17 protein-coding genes and 1 tRNA gene are annotated in these 17970 nt (G+C 73.6%); 11 read left to right on the top strand and 7 right to left on the bottom strand.

Features of this window, described 5'->3' with window-relative positions:
• Positions 1-37 precede the first annotated feature (37 nt).
• Positions 38-505: a hypothetical protein gene (locus tag ABZ873_RS08320; RefSeq protein WP_360867120.1), complete on the bottom strand. Its 468-nt coding sequence runs from the start codon at positions 503-505 to the stop codon at positions 38-40.
• Between the two features lie 326 nt (positions 506-831).
• Here ABZ873_RS08320 and ABZ873_RS08315 point away from each other — a divergent pair, with 326 nt between their 5' ends.
• The 4 genes from ABZ873_RS08315 (at position 832) to ABZ873_RS08300 (ending at position 4758) form a co-directional block, all read left to right on the top strand.
• The gene (locus ABZ873_RS08315) at positions 832-1257 is read left to right on the top strand and encodes a subtilase-type protease inhibitor (RefSeq protein WP_360867118.1); all 426 of its coding nucleotides are present in this window, start codon (positions 832-834) and stop codon (positions 1255-1257) included.
• 295 nt (positions 1258-1552) lie between these two features.
• Positions 1553-3154 carry a N,N-dimethylformamidase beta subunit family domain-containing protein gene (locus ABZ873_RS08310; RefSeq protein WP_360867465.1) on the top strand — a complete coding sequence of 534 codons (1602 nt, stop codon included), beginning with the start codon at positions 1553-1555 and terminating at the stop codon, positions 3152-3154.
• A gap of 157 nt (positions 3155-3311) precedes the next feature.
• A complete protein-coding gene (locus tag ABZ873_RS08305; protein ID WP_360867115.1) occupies positions 3312-3719 on the top strand; it encodes a VOC family protein in 408 nt (135 codons plus the stop codon).
• A 757-nt stretch (positions 3720-4476) separates the two neighbouring features.
• Positions 4477-4758, top strand: coding sequence for a hypothetical protein (locus tag ABZ873_RS08300; RefSeq protein ID WP_360867112.1), 282 nt, complete (start codon positions 4477-4479; stop codon positions 4756-4758).
• Positions 4759-4822: 64 nt separating this feature from the next.
• On the opposite strand, the gene ABZ873_RS08295 is transcribed toward ABZ873_RS08300, so the two are convergent.
• A tRNA-Trp gene (locus tag ABZ873_RS08295) sits at positions 4823-4899 on the bottom strand.
• A 204-nt stretch (positions 4900-5103) separates the two neighbouring features.
• Here ABZ873_RS08295 and ABZ873_RS08290 point away from each other — a divergent pair.
• Both ABZ873_RS08290 and ABZ873_RS08285 read left to right on the top strand, forming a co-directional pair.
• Complete coding sequence (locus ABZ873_RS08290) at positions 5104-6444, top strand: glycoside hydrolase family 18 protein (protein WP_360867110.1); 1341 nt, start codon at positions 5104-5106, stop codon at positions 6442-6444.
• 93 nt (positions 6445-6537) lie between these two features.
• On the top strand, positions 6538-7725 hold the full coding sequence (locus ABZ873_RS08285; protein ID WP_360867107.1) for a serpin family protein: 1188 nt from the start codon (positions 6538-6540) through the stop codon (positions 7723-7725).
• On the opposite strand, the gene ABZ873_RS08280 is transcribed toward ABZ873_RS08285, so the two are convergent.
• Together ABZ873_RS08280 and ABZ873_RS08275 are read right to left on the bottom strand one after the other, a co-directional pair.
• The gene (locus tag ABZ873_RS08280) at positions 7691-8695 is read right to left on the bottom strand and encodes a PfkB family carbohydrate kinase (RefSeq protein ID WP_360867104.1); all 1005 of its coding nucleotides are present in this window, start codon (positions 8693-8695) and stop codon (positions 7691-7693) included. The two genes, ABZ873_RS08285 and ABZ873_RS08280, sit on opposite strands and share 35 nt — an antisense overlap.
• Positions 8696-8697: 2 nt before the next feature.
• Positions 8698-9351: a bifunctional 4-hydroxy-2-oxoglutarate aldolase/2-dehydro-3-deoxy-phosphogluconate aldolase gene (locus ABZ873_RS08275; protein ID WP_360867102.1), complete on the bottom strand. Its 654-nt coding sequence runs from the start codon at positions 9349-9351 to the stop codon at positions 8698-8700.
• A 91-nt stretch (positions 9352-9442) separates the two neighbouring features.
• On the opposite strand from ABZ873_RS08275, the gene ABZ873_RS08270 reads away from it, so the two are divergent.
• Together ABZ873_RS08270 and ABZ873_RS08265 are read left to right on the top strand one after the other, a co-directional pair.
• A complete protein-coding gene (locus ABZ873_RS08270; RefSeq protein WP_360867099.1) occupies positions 9443-10246 on the top strand; it encodes an IclR family transcriptional regulator in 804 nt (267 codons plus the stop codon).
• A gap of 124 nt (positions 10247-10370) precedes the next feature.
• Positions 10371-12017: a sigma-70 family RNA polymerase sigma factor gene (locus ABZ873_RS08265; protein WP_360867096.1), complete on the top strand. Its 1647-nt coding sequence runs from the start codon at positions 10371-10373 to the stop codon at positions 12015-12017.
• Positions 12018-12065: 48 nt separating this feature from the next.
• On the opposite strand, the gene ABZ873_RS08260 is transcribed toward ABZ873_RS08265, so the two are convergent.
• Complete coding sequence (locus ABZ873_RS08260; protein WP_360867093.1) at positions 12066-13460, bottom strand: glutamate decarboxylase; 1395 nt, start codon at positions 13458-13460, stop codon at positions 12066-12068.
• A gap of 333 nt (positions 13461-13793) precedes the next feature.
• Here ABZ873_RS08260 and ABZ873_RS08255 point away from each other — a divergent pair, with 333 nt between their 5' ends.
• The gene (locus ABZ873_RS08255; RefSeq protein WP_360867090.1) at positions 13794-14192 is read left to right on the top strand and encodes a tyrosinase cofactor; all 399 of its coding nucleotides are present in this window, start codon (positions 13794-13796) and stop codon (positions 14190-14192) included.
• A complete protein-coding gene (locus tag ABZ873_RS08250) occupies positions 14189-15040 on the top strand; it encodes a tyrosinase family protein (protein ID WP_360867088.1) in 852 nt (283 codons plus the stop codon). Before ABZ873_RS08255 ends, ABZ873_RS08250 begins: the two co-directional genes overlap by 4 nt.
• Here ABZ873_RS08250 and ABZ873_RS08245 read toward each other — a convergent pair.
• Both ABZ873_RS08245 and ABZ873_RS08240 read right to left on the bottom strand, forming a co-directional pair.
• The gene (locus tag ABZ873_RS08245) at positions 14992-15699 is read right to left on the bottom strand and encodes a response regulator (RefSeq protein ID WP_360867085.1); all 708 of its coding nucleotides are present in this window, start codon (positions 15697-15699) and stop codon (positions 14992-14994) included. The genes ABZ873_RS08250 and ABZ873_RS08245 overlap by 49 nt on opposite strands.
• On the bottom strand, positions 15696-17303 hold the full coding sequence (locus ABZ873_RS08240; RefSeq protein ID WP_360867082.1) for a sensor histidine kinase: 1608 nt from the start codon (positions 17301-17303) through the stop codon (positions 15696-15698). The genes ABZ873_RS08245 and ABZ873_RS08240 overlap by 4 nt, the downstream gene beginning before the upstream one ends.
• Positions 17304-17408: 105 nt before the next feature.
• Here ABZ873_RS08240 and ABZ873_RS08235 point away from each other — a divergent pair.
• Positions 17409-17970: cation:dicarboxylase symporter family transporter (locus ABZ873_RS08235; RefSeq protein WP_360867079.1), on the top strand; the 562-nt coding region annotated here is incomplete at its 3' end.

Below are 17970 nucleotides of genomic sequence, written 5' to 3'. Positions count from 1 at the left end.
GCCGGAGCGTGGGGCTCCGGCCAGGTCACCGGTCGCGTCACCGGTAGTAGGTGTCGAAGGAGGCGACCCACAGCGCCGACAGCGGCAGAACGGACAGCTGCACGACCGCCGTGGTCCAACACCGCCCGAGGACCGCGGCGGAGGCGCTCCACCAAGCGGTCGTCCGCAGCATCTCGACCGCGTCTGCCTGATACCCCTGCCCCGTGGGATCCATCATGCCGGGGTATCCCATCCACGCCTCGGTGAAGATGCCCTCCGTCCCGAACACGATGATCCCCGACAACAGCCACAGGTCGGCCAGCAGCGCGGCCACGGCGAGCTTCCTGTCGAAGCGCACGTAGGCGGGCGTGGGGAGCAGCAGCCGGGCGAAGGGATGCCCGTGGGCGCGCACCCACGGCTGCGCCCGGCTTCGCCACAGCACGGAGAACGCGTAGCCGGACCACCCGAGAGCCACGGCCCACCCGGCCAGGAGGAACAGACCGAAGAACAAGATCATGATGCCCATGCCTCCCCAGAGACCCCGGCCTCCGGAGCGGTTCCCTCCGCCCGCAACCCGGACGGACCGTATTCATCCCGCCACCCTGCGCCGCTGCGCCCTACGCCCGCAGCGCCGTCACCAGGCATGGGCGTTTCGCGGCGGAGCCGCGCAAGAGCGCCGAACGCCCTGGCCAACTGCACAAACGACGCGCCGGAACCGATATCCGAACGTCCTGTCCGTAATTCGACCGCCCGTTTGGCGACCTCAACCGGAACCTGCCAGGCTCGTGTTGTCCGGCCTTACATCGCAGGCCCCAGGACACACCCAACCTCGAATCGAAGGCGAAAACTGTCATGCGCCACCGCATCATCACCTTATCCGCCCTCAGCCTCCTCTCCCTCGCGGGCGCCACAGGCATCGCGGAGGCCCAGCCCACGAGCGCGCACGGCCCGTCCGCGATGGTCTTCACCATCGCGCAGGGTTCCGGCGCCGCCACCGACACCATCCTGCGTGCGACCACCCTCACCTGCGCCTACACCGCCGAGGGCACCCACCCCGACCCGAGGGCCGCGTGCGACAGCCTCAACGCTACCGAGGGCGAACTCAACCGCCTGCTGGCCGCCCCGAACCCCGCGCGCATGTGCCCGATGCTGTACGACCCCGTCACGGTCACCGCGGACGGCGTCCTGAACGGCAAGCGCGTCGCCTGGAAGCACACGTTCTCCAACAGCTGCGCGATGTCCGCGACCCTGAACGGCAACCCGGTCTACGCCTTCTGACGACGCGGGGCGCGGCCCATCCCACCCCGGGTGCCGTGATGGCCGCCGCCCCATCGGCAGGGCGGACTCGACAGGGTGGACGGATCAGGAGGGCCCATGGCCAGGCTGAGGGTGACGATCTGCCTCCCTCCCGAGGCGGCGGCCGATGTCGAGGAGGCATACCGCGCCACCCTCCCGGCCGACGCCGTCCTTGTCCGGCTCCGCTGCCACGCGTAGGGCCTGACCGCCCTGCCGCACGCGCGCCCGGCCGACAGTGCGGGCCCGAGCGTGACATAGCGTGACCCCCCTGGATCAGATGTACGGGGACAAGGCCGACGGTGGCGCGGGCAGGCGGCGGTTTCTTGTCGTGGCCGCGGGGGCGGCGGCCGGGCTCGGGGGCGTGGCCGGCTGCGCGAGCGGCGACGGAAAGGGTGCCGGAAACGGGGGCGGGAAGGGCGGGGAACAGAAGGGCGGCGGCGGGACCCCCACGGCACCCGCGCACGGGTTCGACGTCCAGGCCGAGAACGCCCGGCCCGGGAACGCCGACTGGGCCGTGGCCAAGGCGGGCCCCGCGCGAGCCGTCGAGGGGTTCGCGGACAAGGTCAGCGTGCTGCCCGGCGAGTCCTTCGGGCTGTACGTGTCCACCACCGCCCCCCGGTTCACCGTCTCCGCCTACCGCATGGGCTGGTACGGCGGTGCCCGCGCCCGCCTCGTATGGCGTTCGGAAGCCCTGCCCGGGGTCCGGCAGCCTGAGCATTCCGTGGACGCCGGGACCAGGATGGTCCGCACGCGGTGGACCCGTACCGCGACCGTAGAGACGAAGGACTGGCCCGAGGGCAGCTATCTGCTGCGGCTCGACGCGCAGGGCGGCGAGGGCCAGCGGTACGTGCCGGTCACCGTGCGGTCGGCCGCGCCGGCCGGTCGTACCGTCGTGGTCAACGCCGTGGCCACCTGGCAGGCGTACAACCGGTGGGGCGGCTACGGCAGTTACGACGGCCCCAGCGGCGGCTACGCCTCCCGCTCTCTGTCCGTGAGCTTCGACCGGCCGTACGACTACGATGACGGCGCGGGCCTGTTCCTCGTGTACGAGGCTCCGCTCATCGCCCTCGCGGAACGGCTCGGCATCCCCCTCGCCTACACCACGACCACCGACGTGGCGCGGGAGAAGCGGCTGCTGGAGGGCGCGACGGCCGTGCTCTCGCTCGGGCACGACGAGTACTGGTCGCCCGAGCAGCGGGCGCATTTCACGGCCGCCCGCGACGCCGGCACCAATATCGCGATCCTGGGCGCGAACTGCTGCTTCCGCCGCATCCGGCTGGAGCCGAGCGAGCTGGGGCCGGACCGCACGCTCGTCTGCTACAAGTCCTCCTACGCCCAGGACCCCGGCTTCAAGCGCGGCCACCCGGCCACGGTGGACTTCCGCTCGGCGCCCGGCGCGGACCCGGAGAGCTCGCTGCTCGGCGTGATCTACGACGGCTATCCGGTGGACGCGCCGTACGTGGTGACCCACCCGGGCCACTGGCTGTTCGAGGGCACGGGGGTGAAGGCGGGGGACCGCTTCGAGCACCTGGTGGGGGTGGAGTACGACAAGGTCAACACGGCGTTTCCGACGCCTCGGCCGATCGAGATCCTGGCCCACTCGCCGGTCGTGTGCGAGGGGCGGCCGAGCCATCAGGACACGGCGTACTACACGGTGCCGAGCGGGGCGGGGGTCTTCGCGACCGGCACGATGCGGTGGGTGGAGGCGCTGGACGCGACGGGCGACGGCAGCAGCGGACGCAACCACGGGCTGGACGCGCACTCCGGGGCGCTGACCACCCGGGTGACGGAGAACCTGCTGCGCGCCTTCGCGGCGGGCCCCGCAGGGCGGGCGCACCCGGCGCAGGACAACGTCAAGGCGGTGTACGGGAGTTCATGATCCGGGGCGGGGCACGGGCGGCACGGGCAGGGGTGGGAAACCGCCTGGACTCCGGCGCCGCCCGGTGCCTAGGATCGTGATCACGGCATCGCGTGTCGGTCACCGACCGGGTGAGGCATGGAGGTGTCCGTAAGATGCCTTCCGGAGGCATTCACCCATGTCTGTACAGCTGAATCACACGATCATCCACTCCCGTGACGCCCGGGAGGCCGCCGCCTTCCTGGCCGATGTCCTCGGCCTGGAGGCCGGCCCCCAGACGGGTCCCTTCATCCCGGTGGAGACCGCCAACGGCGTCACCCTGGACTTCGCGACCGTCCCGCCGGAGACCATCACCCCGCAGCACTACGCGTTCCTCATCTCGGAGGAGGAGTTCGACGCGGCATTCGCGAAGATCCGCTCGGCGGGGGTCGACTACTTCGCCGATCCGCAGCGCAAGCACCCGGGCGAGATCAACCACCACGACGGCGGCCGGGGCGTCTACTTCATGGATCCGACGGGCCACGCGATGGAGATCATCACCCGCCCGTACGGCTACCAGGAGCCGCCGGCGGGCACGGCCGGCTAGGCCCCGCGCCGGGCGGGCGGGGCGCCATCCCGCCCGCCCGCAATCGCGCGTCCAGGTACCGCACCAGCCGTGCCTCGCTCCGCAGCAACCGCTCCCGCCGCTCCTCCGGCAACCCGGCCAGCATGTCAGCGAGCACGCGCTCGCGCGGGACATGCACCATCGCCCCGGAGTAGACCCGGCAACCGGAACACCAGCTGAGCCCGACGCACCGCGTGAACAGCGAGGACTCGGGCAGGTACATCCGGTACCGGTACGAGAGGACGGGTCCCCCACAGCCGGCGCAACACCACCCCGGCCGCCCACCGGAAGCCGCCTCCCACACGCCCGCCTTGCGCCAGGGAAGCGAGGCCGCGGATGCCCCCCCGGACCGTCATGCCGGACACTCCCTATCTCCGAAATCCACCCCGGCATATGCCTACCGCTCCGCCCGCCCGCGGGTCTACGGTGTGGCGCACCGGACCTCCCCCGGGCCGGCGCCCCTCCCGTCCCTCCCCCCGGGAGGGCCGCCGCGCGTGCGGAGCCGTTGTCAGTGCCCGCGGGTACGGTCGGCCCATCACATCCGAGCGATTGCCCCGTGGCTGCGGCAGCTACTCGGACCCGCCCGTCGGCCCCCCGGGGACAGCGACCGACGGGCACCTTCTCGCGGCGGCCCCCGCACCCCGGTGCGGGGGCACCCCGCCCCCACGGCCGACGACCCCGATGTCACAAGACGGCCACTCACCCCACACAGCCGCCGCATTCCGGCAAGCATGGCGCGATGCGCACCCACCACACCGCGGCCGTACTCGCCGCTCCCCCGGCTGCCCCTCCGGCGACCGTTCCCCTGGCCGTCGGGCAGGTTCTGCAGGCCGCGCAGGATCAGGCGCAGGCCGCCGGGTTCTTCTACCTCGGGTCCACCGACGCGCTCGGCAAGAGCCGGATGCAGGTGCTCGACCGGAACTGGAAGGTCTGCTCGCAGACCCCCGCCGCCGGCAGCCGGGCCACGACCGACACCAAGCTCGTCTTCCACACGGTCAAGCTGGAGGAGAGCTGCCCCTGACCGGCGGAACAGCCGCGCACCCGCGCGGCTTTCCCTCACTGCGCGGCACCGCGCGGCGCCGCATTGGCAGGGATGGCAGGAATTGAACCTGCGACCTACGGTTTTGGAGACCGCTGCTCTGGCCGACTGAGCTACACCCCTTTGGTGGGTGCAACCCTGCCACGGCCCGGCCGCGCGTTCCATCGATTTACGCGCCGCCCCCTTGACCCGGCTGGTCCAGACCAATAGTTTCCGGCATGCACCCGCCGCACCGCCACACCCCGCACCCCGCACCCCGCACCCCGCACCCCGCACCGCCGCACGCGCTCACGCCCCCGCTCCTCCCCGCAGCCGCAAAGGAAGCCCATGCGCCGCAGCACGTTCGGCAGACTGGCCGTCGCCGCCTGTTCCCTCTCCCTGCTGGCCGCCTTCGCGCCCGCCGCCTCCGCCTCCGGCGCCGGCGGTGACGACACCGCGCGCGGTGGCGGCTCGTACAAGAAGGTCGGCTACTTCACCCAGTGGGGCGTCTACGGGCGGGACTTCCAGGTCCAGGACCTCGAAGCGAACGGCTCCGCCGCCAAGCTCACCCACATCAACTACGCCTTCGGCAACATCAGCGCCGACGGCAAGTGCTTCACCGGCAACGTCCCCGGCGAGGCCGACGCATGGGCCGACTACGTGCGCCCCCTCGACGCCGCGAACTCCGTGGACGGTGTCGCGGACACCGCCGAGCAGCGGCTCGCCGGGAACTTCAACCAGCTGCGCGAGCTGAAGGCCAAGCACCCCGGTCTCAAGGTGCTGATCTCCCTCGGCGGCTGGAGCTGGTCCACGCACTTCTCCGACGCCGCGCTGACCCCTGCCTCTCGCAAGGCCCTCGTCGCCTCCTGCGTCGACCTCTACCTCAAGGGCAATCTCCCGCAGGACGGCGCCCGCGGCGGCGCCGGTGCCGCCGCCGGCCTGTTCGACGGGATCGACCTCGACTGGGAGTGGCCCGGCTCCGCCGGTGACACCGACACCACCTACCGCCCCGAGGACAAGCGGAACTTCACCGAGCTGGTCAAGGAGTTCCGCACCCAGCTCGACGCCTACGCCCGCAGCCAGAAGCGGAAGACGAAGTACGAGCTGAGCGCCTTCGTCCCGACCGCCCCCGCCAAGATCGACGCGGGCTTCGACGTCCGCCGCATCATGCGCGACCTGGACTTCGTCACCCTCCAGGGCTACGACTTCCACGTCTCCGGGGAGCCGAAGACGGCCCAGCAGTCCGCCCTCTACGCCCGCGACGATTTCAGCGTGCACGGCACCGTCGACGCCTGGAAGCGGCGCGGCGCCCCCGCGCACAAGCTGGTGATGGGCATGCCCTTCTACGGGCAGGGCTGGACCGGCGTGAGCGGCGGCGGCGACGGCATGGGGCAGCCCGCCACCGGCCCGGCGCCCGCCACCTGGGCCGCCGGGTACGAGGACTACAAGGCGCTCAAGAAGCTGGCCGACTCCGGCAGCTACCAGATCCACCGCGACCGGCGCGGCGGCCACGCCTGGCTGTTCGACGGCACCACCCTGTGGACCTACGACGACCCGCAGGTGCTGCGCGCCAAGTCCCGCTACGTCCGCGAGAACGGCCTCGGCGGCGCCATGTTCTGGTCGCTGGACGCCGACACCTCCGACGGCGAGCTGCTGACGGCCGTCGACCGCGGGCTGCGCGGCCGCTGACCCTCCCTCAGCAGCAGCCTCCCCCTGACCGGCGCCGCCGGGCCGCGGAAAATCCATCCGGCCCGGCGGCGCCTTCCACGTACCCTCCCCCGCATGAGGAACTCGACGGTGAGCGCGGTCAACCGGCTCACGGCACACTGGGCCGCGCGGACCGACGGGGACGCGGGGACCGTGTTCACCGCCGCCGGGGTCTGGCCCCTGCTGGCGCTGCTCGCGGACGGCGCGCAGGGCCCCGCCCGCGCCGAACTGGCCGAGGCGCTGGGCATGTCCGCCGACACCGCGGCCGGGGCCGCGCGGGAGCTGCTGGCCGCGCTGGGACGCGTACGGGGGCTGGAAGCGGCGACGGGCCTGTGGGTGCGGGACGGGCTGCCGCTGCGCGAGCCCTGGTCACGGCGGCTCCCGCCGGGCACCCGGGGCCTCCTGACCGGGGATCCGGACACGGACCGGAAGGTCCTGGACGCGTGGGCCCGCGAGCGGACGCACGGGCTGATCGAGCGGATGCCGGTCGCCCTCAACAAGGACTCCTCGCTCGTACTCGCCTCCGCTCTCGCCCTGCGCATCGGCTGGATCCGGCCCTTCCATGAGACGCTGTCCGAGGCCGGGAGCGGGCCGTGGAGCGGCCTGACCCTGCGCATGCTGTACCGCAGCACCGCCCTGCTGGACCGGGTCAGGGTCGCCCACGGCACGGGCGGTGCGGTCACGCTGCTGGAGGTGGTCGGCTCGGCCGGGGTGGACGTGCACCTCGTCCTCGGCGAGCCCGGCGCACCGGCGGGTGCCACGCTCACCAGCGGGATCGCGGCCGTCACCCGGGCCCTGCCGTCCACCGGGGCGAGCCTGCTGCCGCCGGGCGAGCCCGGCCCGGGGCTGTCCGTCGGGACCGTGCGCTCCGCGTCGCCCGAACGGAGGCTGGAGATCGACACGACGGCCTTCGGGATACGGGCGGAGCACGATCTCCTCCACCACGCCCGGCTGTTCGGCCTGGAAGCCGCGTGCGACACCGGCCGCGGCCACTTCCCCGGCATCAGCGGCGAGCCCCTGGCCATCGGTTCCGCCCGGCAGTCGGCACTGGCCCGGTTCCACGCCGAGGGCTTCGAGGCGGCGGCGATCACCCCCCTCGACCTCGTCGGCGCCGGCATGCCGCCGCGCCTCCGCTACCGGGTGCGCAGGGCGCGGGTCCGCTTCGACCGGCCGTTCGGCTTCCTCGCCGTCCACCGCACCTCGCGGCTGGTCCTCGCCGCGGGCTGGGTCACGGAGCCGGAGACGTCGGCCGAGGAGTACTGATCCCCCGGTGGGCGGCCGCCAGCGCGGCCGTCTCCGCGAGGGCCGGGACCCGGCCCGTACCGCCCCGGCCCGAGACCGACAGCGAGGCGGCGGCGAGGCCGAGGGCCACGGCCTCCGCGAGCGGGTCGCCGAGGGCGAGCCGGGCGGTGGCCGTGCCGGTGAAGCAGTCCCCGGCGCCGGTCGCGTCCACGGGGGCGGGGTTCGCGGGCACCGGATGGGCCGTCACGCCCTCGGCGTCGGCCAGGAGCAGCGGTCCGGACCCGGCGGTGACCGCGACCGTACGGGCCCCGAGCGCGCGCAGCCGGGCGGCGGCGGCCGTGGCGTCCTCGGTGTCGGCCAGGGCCCGGGCGTCGGCCGGGCAGGACACCTTGAGCAGCCCGGTCAGCGGGGCGATCCGGGCGAGCAGTGCGCGTGCTTCGGCCGGGCCGGTGAGCCGGGCGCGGAAGTTGGGGTCGTACGTCACCTGCCCGCCCGCGCCGTGCACGAGGTGCGCGGCGGCCACGACGGCCTCGCGGCTGCTCGGGGACAGGGCGCCGGTGATGCCGCTGGTGACCAGGGCGCGGCAGCGCGTCAGCAGCTCGTGCCAGGAGTCGACATGCCGGGGCGCGAGGGTGGAACCGGCGCTTCCGGTGCGCCAGTAGACGAAGCCCCGGTCGCCGTCCGGATCGGAGCTGAGCAGGTAGGCCCCATTGGGCCGGTCGGCGCGGCGGACGTGGGAGACGTCCACGCCGAGCCGGGCGGCCCGCCGCAGCAGCGGCGCGGTCAGCTCGTCCTCGCCGACCACGGCGAGCAGCGCGGTGCGCGCCCCGGCGGCGGCCGCGGCGGCGGCCACGTTGAGGGCGTCGCCGGAGTAGGAGATACGGGCCGGGGTGCCCTCGGCGGCGCGGCCGAGGGCGGTGTCGGTGTGGATCTCGACCAGCACCTCACCCAGGACGAGCACGTCGTACGCCGTGTCGGCGCTCCCGGGCACGGTCAGCACCCCGGATTCACGGGGCCGCAATGGCCGCCTCCGGGCGCGGGCACGGCGAACAGCGCGGCCAGCGCCTCGGGCTCGGCCGGCAGCCCGCTCCCGACACCGACGGCGGTGGCGCCCGCGGCGAGCCAGTCGGGGACCTCGGCGGGCCGGATGCCGCCGGTGGGGACGATCACCGCCTCCGGCAGTACGGCCCGGAGGGAGCGCACGAAGTCCGGGCCTCCCACATGGGCCGGGAAGACCTTCGCGGATCCGGCGGCCCGGACGGCGGCCGCGATCTCGCCGGGGGTGAACCCGCCCTCGATGAAGACGGCTTCGCGGCGCACGGCCACCGCGCGGACCTCCGGCGCGGGGTACGGGGAGACGAGGAAGGCGGCGCCCGCGTCCAGGGCGGTCTCGGCCTGCTCGGCGGTGGTGACGGTGCCCACGCCGATGAGCGCGCGGCGGCCGTGCGCGTCGTCGAGCCGGGCCGTGCGGGCGACGGCCTCGGCCCAGCCGGGGACGGTGGTGGTCAGCTCGACGGCGCGGCAGCCGGCCGCGAGCAGGGCGGCGGTGGCGCGGACGGCCTCGTCGGCGCCGGGGCTGCGCAGCACCGGCAGCAGCCGCTGGGCGGCGAGCACGGCGTACGGATGTCCGGGTGATCGGCCGGGCATGGAAACCTCCCCCATCTTGTTCCACGTAGTGGAACGGCGTACCGTACAGCGGAACCGATTGGTCCAGACCCTACACACACCGGGAACCGCCGTGACCACGAACGCCGGAGAAAACCCGCCCGACGGCCCCCCGAACCCCGGCCGCACCGGCCGCACCTCCGCCGCCGGTTCGGCGGCGGAGAAGTCCCTGCGCCTGCTGGAGGCGGTGGCGGCGCCCGGCGGCCCGCACCGGCTGACCGACCTGGCCGCGGCGGCCGCCGTACCGAAGTCCACCGCCTTCCGGGTCCTGGCCTCCCTGACCGAGCAGGGCTTCGTCCGCCCGGAGCCGGAGAGCCGCTACGGCGTGGGGCCGCGGCTGCGGCTGCTGTCCGCGCTGGTCGGCGGCGGGGAGCCGGCCACCATCGGGCGCGTCCTCGGCGAGCTCCAGCGGACGACGGGTCAGACGGTGCATCTGGCCCTGCGCGGCGGGGAGACCATCACCTACATCCGCAAGGTGGAGGGCGACCAGCCCGTCCGGACCGCCTCCCGGATCGGCATGAGCATGCCCCTGCACAGCACGGCCATCGGCAAGAGCGTCCTCGCTCATCTGCCCGAGGCGGAGGTACGGGCCCTCGCGGCCGCCACCGGCCTGCCGCGCCGGACCCCGCACACGCTCACCACCGTGCCGGAACTCCTCGCCGAACTGGCCGGAGTACGGGCGCGCGGCTTCGCGGTGGACGACGAGGAGAACGAGCCCACCATCCGCTGCGTCGGCGCGGCGGTCCTCGGGCCCTCGGGCCGGCCGGTCGGCGGGGTCAGCGTCACCACCGTCGCCTTCCTGGTCCCCCGGGCTGAGATCGAGCGGTACGCCCCCGCGCTGCGGGCCGCGGCCGAGGCGCTGGCACCGCTGTTGTGACCCCGCTGGGGGCCCGTGAATCGCCATCCGGAATTATTTTCCGGATAACTGTTATCGAGGCCCCTCTCCACGGTCTCCCAGGTATCGGGCATCATCGACCGCCGGTACGGACAGGGACATTCACATGACTACTCAGCACACCGCAGCACTGGTGGCAGCGGCCCGCGCGGGCGATCCCCGCGCGCAGGACGCGCTCGTCGGCGCTCACCTCCCGCTCGTCTACAACATCGTCGGCCGGGCCCTGAACGGCTCCTGCGACGTGGACGACGTGGTGCAGGACACGATGCTGCGCGCGCTCGACGGGCTGGGCGGCCTGCGCGACGACGAGTCCTTCCGGTCCTGGCTGGTGGCCATCGCGATGAACCGGGTACGGGCGCACTGGCAGGCCCGGCAGAGCGGTTTCGGCGAGAGCACCCTGGACACCGCGCAGGACGTGGCCGACCCGGGGGCCGACTTCGTCGACCTGACCGTCGTACGGCTGGAGCTGTCGGGCCAGCGCCGCGAGACGGCGCGGGCCACGCGCTGGCTGGAGCCCGAGGACCGGGGGCTGCTGTCGCTGTGGTGGCTGGAGTGCGCCGGGGAGCTGACCCGGGCGGAGGTGGCCTCCGCGCTGGAGCTGACGCCGCAGCACACGGCGGTCCGGATCCAGCGGATGAAGGCGCAGCTGGAGTCGGCGCGGGTCGTGGAGCGGGCGCTGGACTCGCGGCCGCGCTGCGAGGAGCTGCACGGGCTGCTGGCGGGCTGGGACGGGCAGCCGTCGGCGCTGTGGCGCAAGCGAATAGCCCGGCACGCGCGGGAGTGCGTGCGCTGCTCGGGCCTGTGGGGCGGGCTGGTCCCGGCGGAGGGGCTGCTGGCCGGGCTGGCGCTCGTACCGGTGTCGGCGGCGCTGCTGGCCGGGGTACGCGCGGCCACGGAGACGGGGTTCGCACCGGTGGCCTCCGCCTCCGCGCTCGGCGGCGGCGCCGAGGGCGAGTTCGCGGAGGCGGCGACGCAGCTGACCCCGGTGACCGATGCGGGCGGCGGCCGGGGCGCGATGCGCCAGCGGCAGCGGCGGCGCAGCAGGCGCCGTGTGGTCGGCGGTGCGGTGATCGCGGCCTGTGTGGCGGGCGGCGGCCTGGTCTACCTCGGCGGACTGCCCGGTTCCGGTGATACGAAGGAGGAGGGCGGCGCGACCGGCGCGCCGGTGGCGGCGCTGGCCGCGCCGGAGTCCGCCGGCCCGCCCTCGCCGTCGGCCTCCCCCTCGGCCTCGGCATCGCCCTCGGCGTCCGCTTCACCTTCGGCCTCCGCCTCGGCTTCCGCTTCGGCGAGCCCGTCCGCGAGCCCCACGGCGAGCCGCAGCTCCTCGCCGACCCCGCGCGCCTCGGCGCCCGCGCCGGCCCCCGCGCCGCCGTCGGGTGTGGCCGGGCAGGTGCTGGCCCTGGTCAACAGCGAGCGTGCGGCGGCCGGCTGCGGCCCGCTCAAGGACGACCCGCAGCTGCGGGCGGCGGCGCAGAGGCACTCCGACGACATGGCGGCCCGGAACTTCTTCGACCACACCAACCCCGACGGCAGGGACCCGGGCGACCGGACCACCTCGGCCGGGTACCGCTGGTCGACGTACGGGGAGAACATCGCGCGGGGCCAGCAGACCGCGGCGTCGGTGATGGACTCCTGGATGAAGAGCCCGGGGCACCGGGCCAACATCCTGAACTGCTCCTTCAAGGACCTGGGCGTCGGCATCCACCAGGGCGCGGGAGGCCCCTGGTGGACGCAGAACTTCGGGGCCCGGTAGAGCGGCCGCCGCTGACGGCCCCGCCGTCTCCCTGCCGACCGGCCGCCCTCAGTGGTGGAAGCCGGAGCGCGGCGGGGTGGCCGGGGCCGGCGGGGGCGTGGCCCTGAGGTGGTCCACGGCCCGGCGCATGTCCTCCACCAGCAGGGCGATCTGGTCCCGGGTGACACCGTGGCGGACCAGGACCCGCTGGATGACGGTCTCCTGGCGGTTGGCGGGCAGCGGGTACGTGGGCACCTGCCAGCCGCGCATCCGCAGCCGGTCGGAGAGGTCGTAGAGGGAGAATCCGGCGCCGTCGGGGTCGGTGAGCTTGTAGGAGACGGCGGGGAGTCCGCCTTCGCCCCCGTAGAGGAGGGTGAAGGGGCCCATCGCCTCGATCTCCCCGGCCAGGTACTGGGCGGTGTCCGCGCACGCCTGCTGGACGCGGGTGTAGCCGGCCCGGCCGAGGCGCAGGAACAGGTAGTACTGGGCGACGATCTCGCCGCCGGGGCGGGAGAAGTTGAGGGCGAAGGTCGGCATGTCGCCGCCGAGGTAGTCCACGTTGAACACGAGGTCGGCGGGGAGCAGGTCGGCGGTCCGCCAGACGATCCAGCCGACGCCCAGGGGCGCGAGCCCGTACTTGTGGCCGGAGGTGTTGATCGAGGCGACGCGGGAGAGCCGGAAGTCCCAGACCACGTCGGGGTGGAGGAAGGGGGCGACGAAGCCGCCGCTCGCGCCGTCCACGTGGATGGGGACGTCCCAGCCGTGCTCGGCCTGGATCCGGTCGAGTGCGGCGGCGAGCTCGGCGACGGGCTCGTAGTCGCAGGTGTAGGTCACGCCGAGGATGGCGACGACGCCGATGGTGTTCTCGTCGACGTACTCGGCGAGCTGGTGGGGCAGCAGGCCGGTGGCGCCGGGCTCCAGCGGGACCTGGCGCAGTTCGACGTCGAAGTAGCGGGCGAACTTGTCCCAGCAGATCTGGACGGGCCCGCACACCAGGTTGGGCCGGTCGGTGGGCAGGCCCGCGGCGCGGCGGCGCTCGCGCCAGCGCCATTTGAGGGCGAGGCCGCCGAGCATGGCGGCTTCGCTGGAGCCGGTGGTGGAGCAGCCGGTCGCGGTGGTTCCGGCGGGGGCGTTCCAGAGGTCGGCGAGGATGTTGACGCAGCGGGACTCGATCTCGGCGGTCTGCGGGTACTCGTCCTTGTCGATCATGTTCTTGTCGAGGCAGACGTTCATCAGGCGGTGCACGCCCTCGTCCGACCAGGTGGTGCAGAAGGTCGCCAGGTTCTGGGAGGCGTTGCCGTCCAGGAGGAGTTCGTTGCGCAGGAGTTCGTAGACGACCTCGGTGGGCGAGTGGTCCTCGGGGATCCGGTACTTGGGGAGGATCTGGCCGCTCAGCGTGGACGCGAACACGTCCGTGTCGGTGTCCGGGGCGGCGCTCGCGTCCTTCGTCACATGAAGAGCCATAGCGGGACTATAAGTGAGGAATCCCCCCAATCCGGGAGGCCGGTCGCGGTGGGTGCGACGAGCCGCGCGATCGCCCGCCCACACACCCCGGATGGGCCCACGAGGGCGCCTGACGCTCCGTTTCCGGCCGACTCCCCCGTGTGACCCCGCACATAGGGACCCCTGGCCGCCGCATAAATTACTGTCCAGTAGACTCAGCGCCGCAGATCTTCCCGTTCGACGCACCGGAGCCGGTCCGGACGGGAAGATCATCCAACTTGTTCTACCGGCAACTTATCCGTTCATGTCCGGATAACGGCCACGCCTTTCCCGCGCCCTGATACCTCTTCGGCCATGCACATGATCACTCGACGCCAGGCGCTGGGGACGACCGCCGGCGCCCTCACCGTCCTCGGCCTCACCGCCGCCACCACCGGCATCGCCACGAGCGCCGCCGCGACCCCCGCGACCCCCACACCCCCGGGCACGGTCGACGAGGTCTACCAGGGCCGCCGCATCCAGATCACCCAGGGCGGCGGAGGACACCACGGCGGCCACGGCGACCACCACTCGCCCGGCCAGCCGACCGTCCGGATAGACGGCAGAGAACTGCACGTCATGCGCAACGCCGACGGCAGCTGGATCAGCGTCATCAACCACTACGAGACCTTCAACAGCCCCACCCTGCTCGCCCGCGCCGCGGTCCGCGAGCTCCAGGGCGCCCCCCTCGTCCCCTTCGGAGGTGCGGCGTGACCGTCCGCAAGAACCAGGCCACGCTGACCCCCGCGGAGAAGCGCGCCTTCACCTCGGCCCTGCTGGAGCTCAAGCGCACCGGCGCCTACGACCGCTTCGTCACCACCCACAACGGCTTCATCATGAGCGACACCGACTCGGGCGACCGGGTCGGCCACCGCTCCCCCTCCTTCCTCCCCTGGCACCGGCGCTTCCTGCTGGAGTTCGAGCAGGCGCTGCAGAAAGTGGACGCGAGCGTGGCGCTGCCCTACTGGGACTGGACGGTGGACCGCACCAGCCGCTCCTCCCTCTGGGCCCCCGACTTCCTCGGCGGCACCGGGCGGGCCCGCGACGGCCAGGTCATCGACGGGCCCTTCGCCTACGCGACGGGCAAGTGGAACATAGAGGTACGCGTCGACGGCCGCTCCTACCTGCGGCGCGCGCTCGGCAGCGGCGTCCCCGAGCTGCCGACCAAGGCCGAGGTGGACTCCGTACTGGCCATGCCGGTCTACGACATGGCCCCCTGGAACAGCTCCTCCAACGGGTTCCGCAACCACCTGGAGGGCTGGCGCGGCGCCAACCTTCACAACCGGGTGCACGTCTGGGTCGGCGGCCAGATGTCCACCGGGGTCTCCCCCAACGACCCGGTGTTCTGGATGCACCACGCCTTCATCGACAAGCTGTGGTCCGACTGGCAGGCGAGGCACCCGCAGTCCACCTACCTGCCGGCGGCGGGCACCACCAATGTGGTGGACCTGAACGACACCATGCGGCCGTGGAACGACGTGACCCCGGCGGACCTGCTCGACCACCGGAAGTTCTACACCTTCGACACCGAGCCGGCCGCCGCGGCCGCCAGCCAGCGGTAGTGCAGTTCGGGGCGGCCGACCTGGCCGTACCGGGGGGTCCGGTCCGCGCGGCCGGTGTCCACCAGGTGCTCCAGGTACCGGCGGGCGGTGATCCGGGAGATCCCGGCCGCCTCGGCCGCCCCCGCCGCCGTCAGCCCCTCGGGCGCCGCCCGCAGCAGGGCGGCGACCCGGTCCAGGGTCGGCGCGCTCAGCCCCTTGGGCAGCTCGGCCGGGCGGGGCGCGCGCAGGGCGGCCATCGCCCGGTCCACGTCGTCCTGGCCCGCCGCCTCGCCCGCCGTCGCGCGGAACTCGGCGTAGCGCAGCAGGCGTTCGCGCAGGGTGGGGAAGGCGAAGGGCTTCAGGACGTACTGGACCACGCCGAGCGAGACGCTCTCGCGGACCACGGCCAGGTCCCGCGCCGAGGTCACCACGATCACGTCGACCGGATGCCCGGCGGCGCGCAGCCCCCGGGCGAAGCGCAGGCCGTGCCCGTCGGGTAGGCCCAGGTCGAGCAGGAGCAGGTCGACGCGGGTCCGCTCCAGGACCCGGGTGGCCTCGGCCAGGGAGTTGACGGCTCCGACGGCCGTGAAGCCGGGCACCCTGCCGACGTACAGGGCGTGCGCGTCGGCGGCCACCGGATCGTCCTCGACGACGAGGACGCGGACCTCGCTCCCGGTCATCCCGGCACCCCGTCCGGCGGGGCCGCGGCGGGCAGCCGTACGGTGAACTCCGCGCCGCCGCCCGGACCCTGGGCGGCGACCACCGCACCGCCGTAGCGCTGCGCCACCTGCTGGACCAGGGCGAGACCGAGGCCGCGCCCCTCGCCCTTGCCGGACCAGCCGCGGCGGAAGACGTCCACCCCCTCGGGCAGTCCGGGGCCGTTGTCCGCGACCCGCAGCAGCAGCTGGTCCCGCTCCGGCCGCAGGGTGACGGCGATCCGGGCGCCGGGGACGGCGCTCACCGCGTCGACCGCGTTGTCGATGAGGTTGCCGAGCACGGTGACGAGGTCCCGGGCGGGCGGCAGCCCGTCCAGGTCGGCCAGGCTGCGGCTGTCGGCGGTCACCACCAGTTCCACGCCCCGCTCGTGCGCCTGCGCGGCCTTTCCGAGCAGCAGCGCCACGAGGACGGGCTCCCCCACGGCCGTGACCACCTCGTCGGTGAGGGCCTGGGCCAGCTCCAGTTCGGCGGTGGCGAACTCCACCGCCTCCTGCGCGCGCCCCAGCTCGATGAGGGAGACCACGGTGTGCAGCCGGTTGGCGGCCTCGTGGGCCTGGGAGCGCAGGGCCTGGGTGAATCCGCGCTCGTGGTCCAGCTCGCCGGTCAGCGCCTGGAGCTCGGTGTGGTCGCGCAGGGTCACGACGGTGCCGCGCCGGCCGCCGCCCGCCACCGGGGCGCTGTTGACCACGAGGACCCGGTCGGCCGTGAGGTGCACCTCGTCCACGCGGGGCCGGTCGGCGAGCAGCACCCCGGTGAGCGGCGCGGGCAGTCCCAGGTCGGCGGCGCGGGTGCCGGTGACCTCGCCGGGCAGGGCCAGCAGCTCGCGGCCCGCGTCGTTGATGAGGGTGATCCGGCGCTGCCCGTCGAGCATCAGCAGGCCCTCGCGGACCCCGTGCAGGGCCGCCTGGTGGTAGTCGTACATCGCGCTGAGCTCGGCGGCGTTCATGCCATGAGTGTGGCGGCGCAGCCGCGCGTTGACGACGTACGTGCCCACGCCTCCCAGGGCGAGCGCGCCGCCCGCGACCCAGCCGAGGGCGGACAGCTGGGCGGCGAGCCGGTCGCTGATGGCGCGGACGGTGATCCCGGCGCTGACCAGTCCGACGATCCGGTCCCCGTCCTCCAGCGGGGTGACCACGCGGATGGAGGGGCCGAGGGTGCCGGTGTAGGTCTCGCTGAAGGTCTCGCCGCGCAGAGCCGGGGCGGTGTTGCCCATGAAGGGCTCGCCTATCCGGCGCGGGTCGGGGTGGGTCCAGCGCCTCCCGTCGGGGGCCATGATCGTCACGAAGTCCACCCCGGAGTCCACGCGGACCTTCTGCGCGTACGGCTGGAGCTCGGCGGACGGGTCGGTGCCGCGCTCCGCTCCCCGTACGGCCTCGCGGACGGAGGGCGAGTCGGCGACCGCGCGGGCCACCGCTCCGGCCTGGCGCCGGGCGGCCTCCTCGGCCTGCCCCCGGGCGGTGGCGTAGGCGTAGACGGCGCAGCCCGCGACGACGACGGCGACCAGCAGCACCTGCATGGCGAAGAGCTGGCCGGCGAGGCTGCGCGGGGGCCGGGGGAAGCGGAACATGGCGCTCAGTGTGCACGGTGTCGTGAACTCAATGAACGCAAGGGTGACCGGGGTCACAGCCCTGGGTGAAGGTCTCCCCGGACGACTTCACCACCAGGAGGCATCGTGGCCGCCAGGCGCGACAGAACGCACTATCTCTACATCGCGGTGATCGGCGCGGTGCTGCTCGGCATCGCCGTCGGTTTCGCCGCGCCCGGCGTGGCCGTGGAACTGAAACCGCTGGGCACCGGCTTCGTGAACCTCATCAAGATGATGATCTCGCCGGTGATCTTCTGCACCATCGTGCTGGGCATCGGTTCGGTCCGCAAAGCCGCGAAGGTCGGCGCGGTGGGCGGGCTCGCCCTCGGCTACTTCATGGTCATGTCGACGGTGGCACTCGCCATCGGCCTGCTCGTCGGCAATCTGCTGGAGCCCGGCAGCGGGCTCCACCTGACCGAGGCGGCGCGCAGCGCGGGCGAGGCGCAGGCCAAGGCGGGCGGGGCCGAGAGCACGCAGGAGTTCCTGCTCGGGATCATCCCGACCACGCTGGTCTCCGCCTTCACCGGCGGCGAGGTGTTGCAGACCCTGCTGGTGGCGCTGCTGTGCGGGTTCGCGCTCCAGGCCATGGGTACGGCGGGCGAGCCGGTGCTGCGCGGGATCGGGCATGTGCAGAAGCTGGTGTTCCGGG

This window comes from Streptomyces sp. NPDC047014, assembly GCF_040644195.1.
Taxonomy (GTDB): domain Bacteria; phylum Actinomycetota; class Actinomycetes; order Streptomycetales; family Streptomycetaceae; genus Streptomyces.
Note: the sequence above shows the minus strand (reverse complement) of the source record. Positions and strands in the feature narration are given on the sequence as shown.